The sequence below is a fragment of the Spirosoma radiotolerans genome, assembly GCF_000974425.1.
In the GTDB taxonomy this organism is placed as follows: Bacteria; Bacteroidota; Bacteroidia; order Cytophagales; family Spirosomataceae; genus Spirosoma; species Spirosoma radiotolerans.
In genome coordinates, this window is the sequence record NZ_CP010429.1 from 791767 (window position 1) to 807729 (window position 15963).

At 46.1% G+C, this 15963-nt stretch carries 17 protein-coding genes and 1 tRNA gene; 7 read left to right on the top strand and 11 right to left on the bottom strand.

All coding sequences use genetic code 11. The annotated features are described in order from the left end of the window. Positions 1 to 112: 112 nt before the first annotated feature. Complete coding sequence (locus tag SD10_RS03065) at positions 113 to 304, bottom strand: hypothetical protein (protein WP_046375631.1); 192 nt, start codon at positions 302 to 304, stop codon at positions 113 to 115. A 101-nt stretch (positions 305 to 405) separates the two neighbouring features. Between SD10_RS03065 and SD10_RS03070 the strand changes: the two genes are divergently transcribed. Beyond that, positions 406 to 876 (top strand): S24 family peptidase, encoded by a 471-nt coding sequence (locus SD10_RS03070; RefSeq protein WP_046375632.1) that lies wholly within the window; start codon positions 406 to 408, stop codon positions 874 to 876. Positions 877 to 920: 44 nt separating this feature from the next. After that, complete coding sequence (locus SD10_RS03075) at positions 921 to 2204, top strand: Y-family DNA polymerase (RefSeq protein ID WP_046375633.1); 1284 nt, start codon at positions 921 to 923, stop codon at positions 2202 to 2204. Between the two features lie 292 nt (positions 2205 to 2496). On the opposite strand, the gene SD10_RS03080 is transcribed toward SD10_RS03075, so the two are convergent. The 6 genes from SD10_RS03080 to ubiE all read right to left on the bottom strand — a co-directional run bounded on the left by SD10_RS03080 (position 2497) and on the right by ubiE (position 7507). Continuing rightward, entirely contained in the window at positions 2497 to 3945 is a 1449-nt protein-coding gene (locus tag SD10_RS03080; RefSeq protein ID WP_046375634.1) for an ApeA N-terminal domain 1-containing protein, read from the bottom strand. Between the two features lie 40 nt (positions 3946 to 3985). After that, complete coding sequence (locus SD10_RS03085; RefSeq protein WP_046375635.1) at positions 3986 to 4870, bottom strand: hypothetical protein; 885 nt, start codon at positions 4868 to 4870, stop codon at positions 3986 to 3988. A gap of 129 nt (positions 4871 to 4999) precedes the next feature. Beyond that, positions 5000 to 5590 (bottom strand): hypothetical protein, encoded by a 591-nt coding sequence (locus tag SD10_RS03090; protein WP_046375636.1) that lies wholly within the window; start codon positions 5588 to 5590, stop codon positions 5000 to 5002. Between the two features lie 215 nt (positions 5591 to 5805). Beyond that, positions 5806 to 5880 (bottom strand) — tRNA-Val (locus SD10_RS03095). A 134-nt stretch (positions 5881 to 6014) separates the two neighbouring features. Further along, complete coding sequence (gene porT / locus SD10_RS03100) at positions 6015 to 6737, bottom strand: type IX secretion/gliding motility protein PorT/SprT (protein ID WP_046375637.1); 723 nt, start codon at positions 6735 to 6737, stop codon at positions 6015 to 6017. Between the two features lie 32 nt (positions 6738 to 6769). Next, positions 6770 to 7507: a bifunctional demethylmenaquinone methyltransferase/2-methoxy-6-polyprenyl-1,4-benzoquinol methylase UbiE gene (gene ubiE, locus SD10_RS03105; protein WP_046375638.1), complete on the bottom strand. Its 738-nt coding sequence runs from the start codon at positions 7505 to 7507 to the stop codon at positions 6770 to 6772. A 214-nt stretch (positions 7508 to 7721) separates the two neighbouring features. Between ubiE and SD10_RS03110 the strand changes: the two genes are divergently transcribed. From SD10_RS03110 to SD10_RS03125, 4 genes are all read left to right on the top strand, one after another. Then, a complete protein-coding gene (locus SD10_RS03110) occupies positions 7722 to 8927 on the top strand; it encodes a dipeptidase (protein ID WP_046375639.1) in 1206 nt (401 codons plus the stop codon). Between the two features lie 111 nt (positions 8928 to 9038). Then, entirely contained in the window at positions 9039 to 9470 is a 432-nt protein-coding gene (locus SD10_RS03115) for an ABA4-like family protein (RefSeq protein ID WP_046375640.1), read from the top strand. A 22-nt stretch (positions 9471 to 9492) separates the two neighbouring features. Beyond that, positions 9493 to 10269: a hypothetical protein gene (locus tag SD10_RS03120; protein ID WP_046375641.1), complete on the top strand. Its 777-nt coding sequence runs from the start codon at positions 9493 to 9495 to the stop codon at positions 10267 to 10269. Between the two features lie 93 nt (positions 10270 to 10362). After that, a complete protein-coding gene (locus SD10_RS03125; RefSeq protein ID WP_046375642.1) occupies positions 10363 to 11670 on the top strand; it encodes a Gfo/Idh/MocA family protein in 1308 nt (435 codons plus the stop codon). Between the two features lie 161 nt (positions 11671 to 11831). On the opposite strand, the gene SD10_RS03130 is transcribed toward SD10_RS03125, so the two are convergent. After that, positions 11832 to 13094, bottom strand: coding sequence for a cation:proton antiporter (locus SD10_RS03130; RefSeq protein WP_046375643.1), 1263 nt, complete (start codon positions 13092 to 13094; stop codon positions 11832 to 11834). 90 nt (positions 13095 to 13184) lie between these two features. Between SD10_RS03130 and SD10_RS03135 the strand changes: the two genes are divergently transcribed. Further along, positions 13185 to 14579, top strand: coding sequence for a DUF389 domain-containing protein (locus SD10_RS03135; protein WP_046375644.1), 1395 nt, complete (start codon positions 13185 to 13187; stop codon positions 14577 to 14579). Between the two features lie 186 nt (positions 14580 to 14765). On the opposite strand, the gene SD10_RS03140 is transcribed toward SD10_RS03135, so the two are convergent. From SD10_RS03140 to SD10_RS03150, 3 genes are read right to left on the bottom strand one after another with little or no spacing between them, the layout of a single operon-like run. Further along, on the bottom strand, positions 14766 to 15251 hold the full coding sequence (locus SD10_RS03140; RefSeq protein WP_316933126.1) for a DUF305 domain-containing protein: 486 nt from the start codon (positions 15249 to 15251) through the stop codon (positions 14766 to 14768). Positions 15252 to 15301: 50 nt separating this feature from the next. After that, positions 15302 to 15703 carry a hypothetical protein gene (locus tag SD10_RS03145; RefSeq protein ID WP_046375645.1) on the bottom strand — a complete coding sequence of 134 codons (402 nt, stop codon included), beginning with the start codon at positions 15701 to 15703 and terminating at the stop codon, positions 15302 to 15304. 23 nt (positions 15704 to 15726) lie between these two features. Further along, positions 15727 to 15942, bottom strand: coding sequence for a hypothetical protein (locus SD10_RS03150; protein WP_046375646.1), 216 nt, complete (start codon positions 15940 to 15942; stop codon positions 15727 to 15729). Positions 15943 to 15963: the final 21 nt, after the last annotated feature.

Sequence of the window (15963 nt, forward strand, 5' to 3'; positions counted from 1 at the left end):
ATGTCTTAACCCCCTGCGGTTCAATTCGCTTTAATTAAAAGTTTATAGTGAGGAAGTGGATAAAAGAAACATCCTAGTTTGCATGAAACTTACTCATCAGTACTTTACCCATTCACACAGCGCCATCTGCTATCTTCTTGACCAGTTCGCTCGATACAATTGCCACTGTGCCGGCATCCGCTCTAATTTTAAGTTTGCCCGACTCGGTCCAGGTTAACACGGTGCCTGCATAGTAGCCACGTTCGTAACCTTTTAGAACTTGCGTAACCCGTACCCGATCACCCGGGGAAATGACCATTTTCATACTCAATCCATGTTTGCATAAAGCGCATTTCAATATACCATAGTTGCAACATATATAATAATTGTATTATATAGCAGTTTGTTACATTTAAACACCGCCATATGATTGACTGGATTGACTACATACCTCCTGAAAATATATTCCTGACCGACCCGACAAGGCGCAAAGAACTACCTTTCTTCGATGCAGCCGTGCAGGCAGGCTTCCCCAATCCGGCCGACAATTACATACGCCAGCGGCTGAACTTACAGGACCTCTGTGTGCTGCACCCTGACAATACGTATTTCGTTAAAGCTACCGGAGAGAGTATGCTGGGTGATTACATTTTTCCAGGCTCCATTCTGGTGGTTGACTCGACCAGGCCAATTGAAACGGGCATGGTCATTGTTATCTGGGTCAACGAGGGCTGGTGCGTCAAACGCTACATTGATAAAAGCCCGATGATTATGTTGGAATCAAGTAATGAGAACTATGCCCCTATGTATCTGCACCCGGATCGGGACAAAGTTGCTGTGCTTGGCGAAGTCACTTACATCATCTCAAAACCACCCCGGTATGCCCGCTATCGCTAAGATTATTTGTAATCGAGATCGGTATAAGAATAAATGCTTTCTTTATGTACGCCCTCATTGACGCCAATAGTTTTTACGCCAGCTGTCATCAGATATTCAGGCCCGAGCTGGAAGGTAAGCCTGTGATTGTGCTATCTAACCGGGATGGCAATGTGGTGGCTCGAAGTGCTGAGGCTAAAGCGTTAGGCATCAAGATGGGGCAACTCTTTTTTGAGACAAGAGAACTTGTTGATGAGCATGGGGTGGTTGTCTTCTCTTCCAACTACGAGCTATATGGCGATATCTCGGCCCGGTTAATGAGCCTGCTCACGCAGTTTGCGCCCGATGTAGAGGTATATTCAATTGACGAAGCTTTTCTTCAGCTAGAAGAGTACACTGGCATTTACCCGACATATCGAGGACTTGGTGAGACAATCCGAGCGTCCATAAAGCAGTGGCTGCGGCTCCCGGTGGGCGTTGGTATCGGACCCACTAAAACTCTGGCCAAGGTGGCTAATCGCCTGGCCAAGACAAAGCCAGAGTTCAATGGCGTTTGTGTGCTGGATACAAAAGAGGCAATTGACGAGGCACTGTGGGGCTTTCCTATTGATGATTTGTGGGGCGTAGGTGGCCGCTCAGCCAGTAAGTTGAAGAAACAAGGCATCCGCACGGCCTATCAGCTGCGGGAGGTCAATGATGATTGGATCGGGCGTGTGATGACTGTCAATGGGCTGCGGCTGGTTCATGAGCTACGAGGACTGCCCTGCAAACTATTGGAGGTAAACCCACCAGCGCGTAAGGCGATTTGCACCGAGCCAGGCTTTGGCAAAGTGATTCCTGATCTGGATAACATCACCGATGCGTTAACCTCTCATTTATCCCGAATCTGCGAGAAACTGCGCAAACAGGAATCGCTTTGTGGTGCGGTTACGGTATGGCTGCGCACTAACCCGCACCGGAGAACGCCCGGCAACTATATGCCCGTCAAACAGTACAGCAATAGTGTCACAGTGCGGCTTCCTCATCCAACCAGTTCCACGTTGGAGATCATCAAATATGCTGAATCCGGCTTGAAGGCAATCTTCAAGTTTGGCTACAACTACCAGCGGGTAGGTATCATGCTCACGGACCTGGTGCCAGCCGACTATCGTCAGGTGGGTGTATTTACAAAAGGACCGGATGAGCGGCTCATCAGACTCTCGGCTGTCGTGGACAAGGTCAATAAGCGTTATGGTCAGGATAAGCTACGGATGGCATCACAGATATCTAATCCTGAATGGCCAATGAAGCCATCGTATCTGTCACCCCGATACACGACACGATGGGTGGATATTCTCACGGTCAAATGATTGTTTCAGGTAAAAATTTAAATGAGCATACACCTTCTGTTGTCGATATACTCGCAACTTGCATTATTACGCTGGTCACAAAGGTTTACTCAGACTCATGCATCACAATCGACATAGTGACCCTTTGACGACAAGAATCTATCTCCGCTTCATGAAGGCTTATTATATTGTCGAACAATACATATTATTGAATAGGTAATCGATAAGTGGGAAGAAAAGAACATGTATGTATGCTCTCATGGATTATAATTACTCACTCAAATAGGAAATAAAAATGATATCTAAGAGAGAATTAACTTACCTCTAAACGTATAAAGCTATCAGCCGCTTGTTGCATAGGTATACCTAAATCATTGAGCAATAGTAGTAACATTATTTTCTTGACTTTTCGTGCTAGCAAAACTAATTGATCTATTGTCAGCTCTTCACCTTGATAAATTTCAATAGATTTTTCATCGTAATGAGTATAATAGTTTCTATAATCTACGATTTTGTTGATTAATGACTTACTATCTGGAAATAATTTTTCGTAACTCTCAGCCTCTATCTTTTGCTTTATTTGCTCTAAGGCTAACTTAATTTTTCGCCTCAATGATAAAGAGTCAGCATAAGTGACAGCACTTAATAGCTTTTCTAACATGTTGTTAAAGCGCTCAACATTTTCACCTGATGCTATTTCTGTATTAAAGTTATTTAAAAAATCATTAGCAGATATTTTATCTTTGATGGCCTTTTTTAGATTTTTTTTCTCTATATCACTGTATAATTTTTTGTCCGTATCTATACCACAGAAAACCTCGAGCGATCTAGCTACTTCTAAAAAGGTTTCCTCTGAAAAACGGTGAAAATCTTTTGACGCAATCCAAGCTACATAATCTAAATCATTAGATAGATGATACGAAGCCCATTTGTTTAAAATGTCATTTAATGGCGTTTTTAGCAACGCATAAAGTGTTCGCATCCTAACGCCAGTAGGCGCATTATTTGGAAACCCGTCAATTGTATTCTTGTAGTATAAAGTAGAGGTGTTTTTTGGCGTTATGTCAAGACTATTTGTAATAGAGTATGATGTTATAAATGATGGTTGACCGAATAAAGTAGTGAGTAACCGCCTGTAGTGTTCAACCCATTTTAATAAGTCATGTATATTCGCACCTGGTTCCTTAAATATAAAATTTGTATAATAGACTTCTTTCAAAGAATAACCCGTATAAGTTCTCGAGTCTCCAGGTTGGTAACCAAAATCGATCTGAATTTTAAATAGGTTCTGTATGTCAAACTTCAAACTTTCAGGTTGATTATATTCCATTGTTACTCCTGTAAACTTTACTCCATCATCTTTAAATGACTTGGTTACGCCGGTAATTGCAAGCCATGGACCCAAGCCTTCGTATACTACAGTAGCCGTTAAAAATTGTAATGAGTGCTTGTCAGCGTAGTCTAAATTGTCAATAATTAGATTGGGAAGAATGGTAATTTTAACTCCTGATGAAACGCTATAATTTCTAATTAGCGAATTAATTAGTGTTATACCTTTTCCAGTTGAATATTCATACCCTTTTATAATTGGGATTAGAGTTGATTGATCAAGCAAAAAGAATTCATCCCAATGAGCACCTTCTTTTGCTATTTTTAATTCACCTCCGCTTTTTAGAGAATAAGTTAAAACTCCATGAAAAATCCTTTCCTCTTCACCGAAATTGATTGTCCACTTGCCAATCCACTCACGATTTTCAGTCATAATTAAGATCAAAAAATACTTTACTCAACAGTTAGAAAATTTATTCAATCCAAGTAATAGTTTTTATAATGTCGCGAGATAACTCGTATACTTTCGTCGGGTCTTTTTTAGGTTTAATGACGAATTTCTCATCATTGTAGTAATAAACTAGTACAGTATCACTTAATATTATATTGCAATCTTCAGAGTAGATGTTTGATAAAATTTTGTCAGAACGAGGTATTAGAAAGTCCTCGACTTTTCCTTCAAAAAGGCACATCTTAGGTCTGGTTCCACCAAACTCCTGGGGTAATATAGGGAACAATTTTCGGTAATATAAATTAAGGGTTAGTAACATAATTGTACTATAAACAATAGGCCTTAAAATTGAAGGTATTCTGTTTATTTGTTTCAAGTTCATTGAAGAGTAAAACTCTTTAAGTTTATGATGTTCCATAACCATAGTATATGTGGCTGGATAAATTAAATAATAAAAATAGATGAGTATAAAAGCAAGCAGATTCTCAGACAAGAAATTTAATATTTTGGTAATATTAAATTTCTTTAGCTCATAACCACTCCAAATAGATTTAAAAATATTATACAATAACTTATAAAAAGGCATATAGAGTACCGTGCTGATAAAAAAGAAAATTATTATTATTACTATTATATTGATTCTGTCAATATTAATTAGTGTTGTATTGTTAGAAAGTTTTGCTAGCATCCTGGCTTCATACAAATAGATAAAATAAATTATCATAATAAATATAAAAGGAGGCAGGCCACTAACAAAATATTGCACTTCTACAGCTGAAACGACACCTAAAGATTCTTTATAAGCATAAATAGACCAACTAAAATAACCTATACCATAAATAATACTTAGAATAACTAATATATTTTCTCTAAATCTTGTAAGTCTTTTGAGTAGAGGTTGTTGCATATTATTCTGAAAGATAAATCCAAGCGGGCGATCAGAGTCATCGTTTTGTCAAAAAATTCTCTCTTACTGTCAAGCATAATATTACTTTACCCAATGGGCGACTTAGGGTTGGTGCATTATCATCTCCAATCAATGAGAAAGGACCTGCATCTTCCATGAGTCAAAATTGCCTGGCTCAAAGATGTTTTTTATCGTTCGCTGTGTAGTGACATTCTCATAGGGTTTTCCTGCCAACAGAGCTGGCTTTAGGCCAGATGGCATAGCTACGCCTATCACATTGAAAGTTCTTTCGACAGTTTGAGCGTACTTTTTAAGCGCAGCTTCCTTCTCAGACATGTTATTGATATTGACTTTCACCTTCAGCGATTCAACATACTTTTCGGAGGGCGATTCTAAATAGAAGGCGAGGTTACCGGGCATTCCACTAGGTCCAGGTGAGCCAATATTATAAAAGTTACTGGCTGACATCCAGCTTATACCATCATTCCACCATTTACGCATTTCGCCTATTCCTACGGACCCGAGAGTTCGCCTAAGTTTTGGGACGTCATTAAACAGTGGAATCTGACGTGGTTTTGGATCAGGAGCGTTGTTCACTTCTGCCAGAAGAATGGAGTCTTCTTTAGCAAAAGCTGCTGTTTGTGAGCTCTGGTCATTTTCATGACGGTAGGAGCAGCCACAAACAACTAATAGTAGGGCTAATAAAGTTGAGCGATTCATGTGATGGTGTGGGATACTGACTTTATAGATAAGAGCCAGTTCAGTTAATTAATACCGTACCACAAATGAAGCCATTATTTTATTTTTATACTTCTGAAGAATCTACTAAATGTAGAAATACGCTTATAGGAGTTGTAATACTTTTGTACACCAAAATGTACACCAACAAAAAAAGCACTTACAATTTTACATCGTAAGTGCTTGATTTTCACTAGTGGGAGTTGACGGGTTCGAACCGCCGACCCTCTGCTTGTAAGGCAGATGCTCTGAACCAGCTGAGCTAAACTCCCTTTTTCTTATTTTTCCCTTTGCGATTGTCGTCGTTTGGGAGTGCAAATATAAGAGCCTAAATCGCCTTTATGCAAGCCAGGAGCCAAAAAAAGTTAAAGTTTTTTTTAAGCCGCTGATTGACAAGGGTATCCTCTTATTCAAAATTTAGGTACAGTGTCACCGAGTGTGACGTAAGCCGATTGATGCCAATACCGGCCATATTGTTGGTTGGCCGATAGAGGTTGACCAGGCCGTGCGAGAACCGAAGTTCAGGGGCAAATTTGAAATACTCGAAAAACTGCTCGAAACCGATGCCGTATTCAATCGAGAAATCCATCGTTCCCGTGCTTAGCTTATTGACGCCCTGAGCCTCTTGCTTACGCACGTTACTTTCGATGCTGAACGCGCCCCCCGCCAGCAAATACATCCGGCTGTTGTTGCGTCGCTCCGATTTGTACTTGACCAGCAGCGGCAAGTCAATCCAGGTCGATTCGCGGGTTTCTGTTTTGGAGGTGCCACCCGGATAATCGTACTGTACTTCGCGGCTGAACAACGACACCGAAGGCGTTAGCCGCAAATCGAAATGCTTGCTTAAATACGTGTTGACCACAAAGCCGACCCGAAACGCCGGTTTGTTGGGCGAATAAATTCGGGAGGCCGAATCAGCCGTCAGGAACGCCGGGCTGTAGGTAACGCTGAAACGAGTCACGGGCATGGCAAAAAAGAAGCCATAGTGGATTGTCTTGTCGTCGTAGCGTTCGAGGTGCTTACGAACGTATTTATAGCTGGTCTGTGCCTGTGTCCTGACCGATAGAAGACCAACCAGCAACACAACCAGCGCAAGCCGAACCGGCCATTGGGCAGTAAAGTTTATCATAGGCTGGCCTACAGTGGTTTGGCCCGGCTTGGTTAAGCCAGCTTGTGGCCGATGTAAATTGACGCAACGCCGAAGGTGAGCGGTATCCATTTGGTGTTTTTGAATCCAGCCTTTTCATAAATGCGCAGGAAGTCAGGACCATCGGGGAAGGCCTGCACTGATTCAGGCAGGTAAGTATACGCCGATGCGTCTTTGCTCACTACGCGCCCAATGAGCGGCAGGATGGTACGGGAGTAAAAACCGTATAGTTGTTTAAAGGGAAACTGGCGCGGGTTCGAGAACTCCAGGACCACGCATACACCACCAGGGCGCGTCACGCGGTGCATATCGGTCAACCCTTTAAGCAGGTTCTCGAAATTGCGCACACCAAATGCAACGATGACAGCGTCGAAATCATTGTCTGGCAGGGGCAATCCTTCTGAATCACCGGACCGCATTTCGATGATCTGGTCGACGCCCCGCTTCTTCATTTTGTCGCGACCAACGGCTAGCATCCCTTCCGAAATGTCCATTCCTACGACTTTCTCCGGCTTCAATGACAGGGCTTCCAGCGCAAAATCACCGGTGCCGGTCGCAATGTCGAGAATACGTTTGGGCGATTTGGTCGATGCTTTTTTTAGCTCACGAATGGCTCGTTTGCGCCACAGAATGTCGATTCCACCACTCAAAACATGGTTTAGCAGATCGTATTTCGGCGAAATACTATCGAACATTTCAGCAACCTGTTCCCGTTTGGAGGTGTCTTTATCTTTGTAAGGTACGACGGACATTTTTTAAAGAGCGAAAGAGTGAAAGAACGAATGAGTGCTTGAGCGTAACGGTTTCACCACATCGGCGGACCGCTCTTTCGCTCATTCATTCTTTCGCTCTTTAAACATGGCAAAGGTAGTGGGATAACAGCACGTTTCAGCCGAAAGTTTGATATTCCAGCGGGCAATGTGTAGTTTCGAGAGAATGTCTTTTTTCGCAACAACCTGATTCTCTATGCTCCCTCTTTTCCTGTCAGCCATACTGGCGCTAAGCTCGTTCGCGGTTCATTCGCCCGGCGATGATGATAAGCTAACCAAAAAAGCCCGTAAGATTCACCAGCACGTTTTAACCCTCGACACCCATGCCGATGCACCGATTATGATGCAAAAGCCGGGTTTTGATGTGGGCGCTTCGCATGATACCAAACGCGACGGATCGCAGATCGATTTTCCCCGCATGAAGAAGGGAAGTATGGATGCCATGTTTTTTGCTGTATACACCTCGCAAGGGCCACGTACAGACGAAGGCCATGCCGAGGCTAAACGAAATGCCCTGAATCAATTTGACCTGATCCATCAGGCTCTGAAAAAATACCCTGATCTGGCCGAACTGGCGACTACTCCGGCCGATGCCTATCGGATAAAAAAGGCGGGTAAGCGGGCGGTATTTATTGGTATGGAAAATGGCTATCCGGTTGGGAAGGATTTGTCGATGCTGAAGACCTATTATGACCTGGGTTGCCGCTATATGACCTTAACGCACTTCGCCAACAACCTCATCGGCGATTCATCGACCGATCCTGATGGCCCAATTTATGGCGGCTTGAGCGACTTTGGTAAACAAGTAGTGCCGGAAATGAATCGACTGGGTATCCTGATCGACGTATCGCACGTGGCCGATAGTACGTTTTATGATGCCCTGGCTTTATCCAAAGCACCTGTTATTGCGTCGCACTCCAACTGCCGGGCTCTCTGCGATTTTCCCCGTAACATGACCGACGATATGATCAAGGCCATTGCGGCCAAAGGGGGCGTGGTGCAGGTAAACTTTGTGAGTGATTACTTAAAGAAACCATCGGATGCGAACCGGGCTGCCAAGACCAAAATCCGGATGGCACGGGTCGGGAAGGTAGTAACGCCTGAGATGGAAGCCCGCATGACGGCCATGAGCGACTCCGTTTCTAAAGTGTATGCGTCGGAGCGGGCCAGCCTGTCGGATATTGTCGATCATATTGACCACATCGTTAAACTGGTCGGCATCGATCATGTGGGTATTGGGTCGGATTTCGATGGGGGCGGGGGCGTCAATGGTCTCGAAGATGTTAGTGAAATTGAAAACCTGACGGTTGAGCTGGTACGCCGAAACTATTCCGAAGCCGACATCGCCAAAATCTGGGGCGGTAATTTACTCCGGGTCTTAGGCCAGGCGAAAGTACAGTAGGTATTTGGTTTACGGTATTCGGTAGGCTGACGCACGAGTGTTGCTGACGCGTCGTCAGCCTACCATAAACTGCCAACTATAAACCACAAACCGTAAACCCATCAACCCCACATGTCTCCCGAAGCCGTTTTTAGTCTGGCGAGTACGATCGTACTGCCGCAGTGGTTGCTTATGGTGTTGGCGCCACGCTGGTTTGTAACCCGATGGCTGATGAACGCCTACCTGATCCCGGTTTGTCTGGCCGTCATTTACGTAATTTATTTGTTCCGTGGTGGCCCTGTGGATTTTAGTGCCTTTGGGACATTGGCAGGTGTAAAACAACTGTTCGCCCAAGGGGGCGATGGTGTGATGCTGGCCGGTTGGGTACATTACCTCGCATTTGATCTGGTGGCCGGTACCGTCGTGGTGCGTGATTCGCAGGAGAAAGCCATTCCACATTGGCTGATTGTGCTGCCGCTGTTTTTCTGCTTCATGCTAGGTCCGGTAGGGTTGTTGCTGTACTGGATAATTCGTACGGTACGAACCCATCAGGTATCTGTCTAATTACGCTAAAACCAAAACGACAATGGTCGCTTTATTTACTTCCCTTCACGCACGCAATGCCGTTCTTTCTCAGCTAGGCTGGGTTTGTCTGGCAGGCGTGCTCATCTGTACCGTGCTGATACTGACTACCCAGACCCAGGTAATGGGCATCAGCGCTTACATAAAACCTATGAAATTTCTGGCGTCTACCACTATTCTCTGCTGGACAATGGCCTGGTACCTGGCCGAGCTTCCTCAAAAAGGGCGTATACAGGCTTATTCCTGGATGGTTGTTGTTGTCTTCGCCATTGAGTTGGGTATCATTATTTGGCAGGCTACTCGCGGCAAACTATCCCATTTCAATGCTTCGACGCCCGCCGATGGTCTTTTGTTTGGGGTGATGGGTATAGCCATTACGGTATTTACAGTCTGGACCGCCTATATTGGATACCTCTTTTTTCGGCTCGACACCCAGGCTCTTAGCCCAACCTATTTATGGGGCATCCGGTTGGGAATAACCCTGTTTGTACTTTTTGCCTTCCAGGGATTTATGATGGTGAGTCGGCTATCCCACACGGTCGGTGCACCCGATGGCGGGCCGGGTTTGCCGGTGCTTAACTGGAGCATTCGGCATGGCGACCTGCGGGTAGCTCATTTTTTTGGGATGCATGCGCTACAGCTCATTCCGCTGTTTGGCTACTATATCGCCCGGCAACCGCGTCAGGTTATTGTCGTGGCAGCCATCTATTTTATTGTGGTTACCGGCTTACTGATACAGGCGCTGGCCGGTAAACCGCTATTGGCCACGGTGGGCCACTAATGGATGGTAAAAAACGGGCAAATGATGCTTTGACTGAATAGAGACGAAAACATGGTTTGTCTCAACGTCAAAACGTCTACTCTTTCTTACCTGATGAATCGTACTGATTTTTTGAAAACGTCTGCGCTTGCCGGAGCCTCGCTCATCACCGACCCCGTTGACGTTCGGGCGTTTATTACCCGCAAATCCGCTCAGAAATACCGAACAGCCGTTGTCGGTGCTGGCTGGTGGGGTGGTAATATTCTGCGTTGCGCGGTGCAGGCGGGTGAATCGAAAATTGTCGCGCTTTGTGATGTGGATACGCGCCAGCTTAAAAAGACCAGCGAAGAACTCAGTAAACTAACCGCCGATCAGCCGAAATTATACCGGGACTACCGCGAGATGATCGCTACCGAGAAACCCGAAATTGTTATTGTGGCTACGCCCGATCACTGGCACCCGCTCGTCGCCATTGAGGCCATGAAAGCCGGAGCTCATGTGTATGTCGAAAAGCCCATAAGCCATACCATCAATGAAGGAAAAGCAATGGTGAAAACGGCGCGGCAAACAGGCCGCATCTGCCAGGTTGGGATGCACCGGCGGGTGTCGCCCCACAACGTATCCGGCCGGGAGTTTTTACGATCGGGAAAGGCGGGCCAAATTGGTATGGCCCGGGCGTTTGTGTACTACCCCGGCGGTGCGGGTCAGCCCACACCCGATGCGGAAGCCCCCAAAGAAATGGACTGGAATATGTGGTGCGGACCGGCTCCCTTGCGGGCTTATAATCCGACCATGCACCCAAGAGGCTGGCGTAATTTTCTGGATTATGCCAACGGAACCCTCGGCGACTGGGGTATTCACTGGCTCGACCAAATCCTGTGGTGTACGGAAGAGAACCATCCACGCAAGGTCTATTCGACAGGCGGGCGAGCGATTAAAAAAGACAGCACCGACGCCCCCGATCACCAGGTGGCAACCTACGAGTTCGAGAACTTTACGGCTATCTGGGAGCAGCGTTCTTTTGCCGGGAATATGGCCGAAAAGACGCACCCACAACAAGCGGTAGGCGTTTATTTCTACGGAACCGAGGGCACTTTTCACATGGGTTGGCTGGATGGCTGGACATTCTATCCGTCAGATCCCAAAAAGCCAGTCATTCACCAGGATGCGCAACTGGACAAACCCGATGATCAGAACATTGCGCTATTGTGGGCTAACTTCCTGAGCAGCATCAAAACCAATAAATTACCTGTTTGCGACATCGAGATTGGACACCGCTCCACCAATATGGCCCTGCTGGGTATGTTGTCTATGAAGCTGGGACGAAGCGTTGCCTGGGATGGGAAACAGATCTCGAATGATCCTGAAGCTAACAAGCTCCTGAGCCGCGCTTATCGAGGTGACTGGCAATATCCAGTCTAGACTTAAAAGCCTTCATATCACATTGATATGAAGGCTTTTAAGTCTAGACTGGACAACAAAATACTGGCCATGGTCTCCGGCATAAATCTTTAAGCCGCCTGACCTTCCTGCAGACGTAACGCCCTTCTCATTGCCATGATGTTGGCTTTTCATCGTTACGTTCACTTAGGTTTTATTGACTCATCCGTGGGGTATAAACGCCGGATAAGTCGTTCCATGGTTAGACCTTGCCCAATAACAGAGAACAAGACCACGCCATAGGTAATGGTTACCAGCAAATCTTTGTCGGACAAGTCATTCGGAATCGACAAGGCCATCGCAATTGACAATCCTCCGCGTAGGCCGCCCCAGGTCAGCATGATGGGTGCTTTATCATCCAGATCAAGCCAGCGCCGGGCCAGTTGAAAAGGAAGCCAGATGGAAATGAATCGAGCGAGCAGTACCAGTATGATCGTTACGACGCAAATTAACCAATAGCCCGACTGAAAATCGATGATCAGTAATTCCAGGCCAATCAGCACAAATAACAGCGCGTTCAGGATACTGTCAATTAATTCCCAGAACTTATCGATGTACTCTTCCGTCTGATGGCTCATGGCTTCTTCCCGGGCGTGGTCACCCACAAACAGACCAGCTACTACCATGGCAAGAGGACCCGAAATATGGAGTTTCTGAGCCAACAGATAACCGCCCATTACGGCCGCTATCGTGATAATGACTTCGGTTTGATAATGATTGATCGAACGCAGGAGCCAGTACATCCCATAGCCCAGCGCTAGCCCAAACAGAATACCACCACCAGCTTCTTCCAGAAATAACAAACCGATTTGGCCGGCACTGATGCTTTCGGTTCCGTTCACCACAATTCGATAAATAGAGGCAAAAACTACTACGCCAACCCCATCATTAAATAAGGATTCGCCTACAATGTTGAGTTTAACACTCTCCGGCAGCTTGAATTTAGCCAGAATGCCCAATACCGCAATTGGATCAGTAGGCGAAATCAGAGCGCCAAACAGCAAACAAAGCGGGAATGACAAGCCAAACCCGAACCAGCCCGTTACCAGATAAAGCCCTGTTCCCACCAGCCCTGTACTCAACAGGACGCCTACCAGGGCGAATAACATGACCGATCGACGTTCAACCCGTAATTGCGTGGCATCCGTATGAAAAGCCCCGGCAAAGAGCAGGAAGCTGAGCATGACATCGAACAGCACTCGTCCAAAATCAATTTCGGTAATGGTTTGACGTACCACTACAAACCAGGTTGGTTGAATGGCATTTACCCCGATCAATACCGCCGAAAAACCAAGCGATAGTACCATAATTCCAATGGCATCGGGCAGTTTCAACCAGCGCGTATTGAAGTAGGCAAATAAGGCTGCCATGACAATAAGTAGGGTAATCAGTGTAAATAAGTCCATAGCTTACCAGAAGAATCGTACAAGGATACATTAACTTTCCATTAAAACCAGCCGTTTCTTATCTACAAACCTTCTTAATCGGCGTCGCCTATGATCGTTAATGATTCACAAAACCCACAAACTAACCGTACGGACCCGCTCTCCCGCTTTAGCCACATGATTCGGGACCGGTTCAGCCTGGAAGCAGACAAGGCGGACGATGCAGGAATCATTCAGTCGATTAGCCGAGGCATCGAGTTCCGGGGCGTGAACCTATGGACGCTCATTTTCGCCATCTTCATTGCCTCCATTGGGCTCAATGTCAATTCCACCGCTGTTATTATCGGCGCCATGCTTATTTCTCCACTCATGGGCCCGATCATGGGCATTGGTCTGGGCATTGGCATCAATGACCTGACCATGATCCAGCGGGCGCTGAAAAACCTAGGCATTGCTGTCTTTATCAGTCTGTCGACTTCAACCCTCTACTTCTTCGTCAGTCCGCTGCACATTGCCCAGTCGGAGCTATTGGCCCGCACCTCGCCCACCGTCTGGGATGCATTTATCGCTTTTTTCGGTGGACTAGCGGGCATTGTTGCGGGAACACGGCGCGATAAAGTGACCAATGTTATTCCTGGGGTTGCCATTGCTACAGCGCTCATGCCGCCCCTGTGTACAGCTGGTTACGGCCTGTCGACCGGCAACCTGTATTACTTTGCCGGGGCATTTTACCTGTTTCTCATCAACAGTGTCTGCATCAGCCTGGCCACCTTTCTAATTGTTCGGTTTCTAAATTTTCATCAGAAAGAATATCCATCGTCTGATGTAGAACGCCGGGTTCGGCATACCATCTGGCTGGCCGTTCTCATCGTTGTTGTACCCAGCAGTTACCTGGGTTATCAGATTGTTCGCAAAACGATTTTTGAGCAATCGGCCAAGCGATTTGTTACGAACGAATGTAATTTTCAGTACCGGCAGGTGATCAATTATACGGCCCGGTTCAATCGGCGGCAGAGTGTGCTGGAACTCTCTCTGGTCGGCGAACCGCTACCCAAGGATTCGATCAATCTGTTACGGGCCAAAATGCCAGCCTATGGCCTGAACGAGGTGAATCTGGTTGTCAGGCAGGGCAGTTTTAAAGATACGGAAATCGACGTAGATGCCCTTAAAACGACACTGGCCGATCAGGTTATTCAATACAGTCAAGCCACCATTACCCGAAAAGATCATACCATCGACTCGCTGCGTCGGTACATTGACCTCACTCAGACCTCCCGCTTAGCGGTGGCCGACCTGCGAAATGAACTTAAAACCCTTGTACCGGATGTGCAAACGTTTGCAGCGGCTCCGTCGCTGGTGATGAATGCAAGCAGTAACAAACCCGACACGGTGATGCTCGTTTATGCACGGTTCTCCCGTCGGCATACAACGAGCGAAAAACGCCGGATTGAACGCTGGCTGCAAAGCCGTACGAAGAGCAAAAAAATAAAACTGCTGGTCGAATAACCGAGCTAAATTAACCTCAGGTTTACCCAGGGCGTTCCGGTTTGTCCTGGTTGATAATAGCCACTTACTTTTGTAAGAAACAGGTTCTGATCTGAAAACGGCTACTAGTGATCTGGCCAACCGGGCTGTCGTTAAAACGCAGGTTGTGAACCGGTGGTCAGGTCTGCTGAATGGGCTACCAATTTTTTATTTTTTGTCCAGTCTCGACAGAATTTGCTTCATCTGAGCAATCTCCCGTTCCTGGGCGTCGATAATAGAACGAGCTAGCTCTTTAACTTCAGGATCTTTCAAATTGGCTTGTTTGCTAACCAGAATGGCAATCGAATGATGAGGAATCATCGACTGCATGAACCGTTCATCATCGATGAAAACCTGGTTTCGGACGCCAAACAAAGCAGCCGCAAATAGGATTACACTCCCTACGATGATCATCGTGTTCGTTCGGGTGTTCTGATACATAGAGCGCATAAATAACAGCATCACAACTGCCATCGTCGTAATCATGAGCGTGGTCATATACAGTCGGTTTGTGCTTAGATACAAGTGATCCGCCTTTTCTGTGTTCAGATACATGGTCAGGTGCATGATCACAAAGGATACGCCCAGCATCAGAAAGAACCGAAGGTAATTCCCTCCTTTCATTGGCTGTTGGTTCATCTGGTTCGCTTCCATAAGGTATTCAATTAGATCCAATAAGTAAAACGTGTGAAAAACAGATGTGGTTATTCTTCGGTCGTCAGAATCGTTTGTCCCGCTGGATACAGCATATCGGCGTTGTCTTCGGCCGTGATAAAAACCGCCTGGGGTTTGGCGACGGCCGTCGCAGTTAAAGTGGCTGTCAGCGCTTTACCGGATGGGCTCAGTTGGCCCAACTTTTTGACCGAGTTGTCATTCTGCTTCATCCAGACCAGATAGGTATCTTTGGCCGGCGTCAGTTTTTTGGATTCCGCCAGATTATGGACACGTACGTTCAGTGTATAATTTTCGTTCTTGTCTTTCTTAACATTTATGGTACCAGCAGCAGCGGGAACAACAGACGAGTTCGTAAATGTCATTTTGGGTGTACAGGCATTGAGGGCTACAAATGCACCCATCAGCAGCGTGATTGTTCGGATCGTTTTCATGTCGTTGACGTTTTAGTTTTGATTTAAGTTGATTCTTTTTCCAGTCGGTCATACGATAACCGTGTTTTGCTACTGGCAAACTGACTCAGGCCACTGAGTACCACCGCCACAATGATTCCGCCAAACACCAGAAAGAAGAAATTAGCGGCAAACCCTACCAGCAGAAACAAAGCCGCCATCAGCAAACAAATAAATGCTGCCGTGGACGTCCGTACGGAAAAGGAGAGGTGGTGTTTCATGAGGTATACAGGATTAATTTA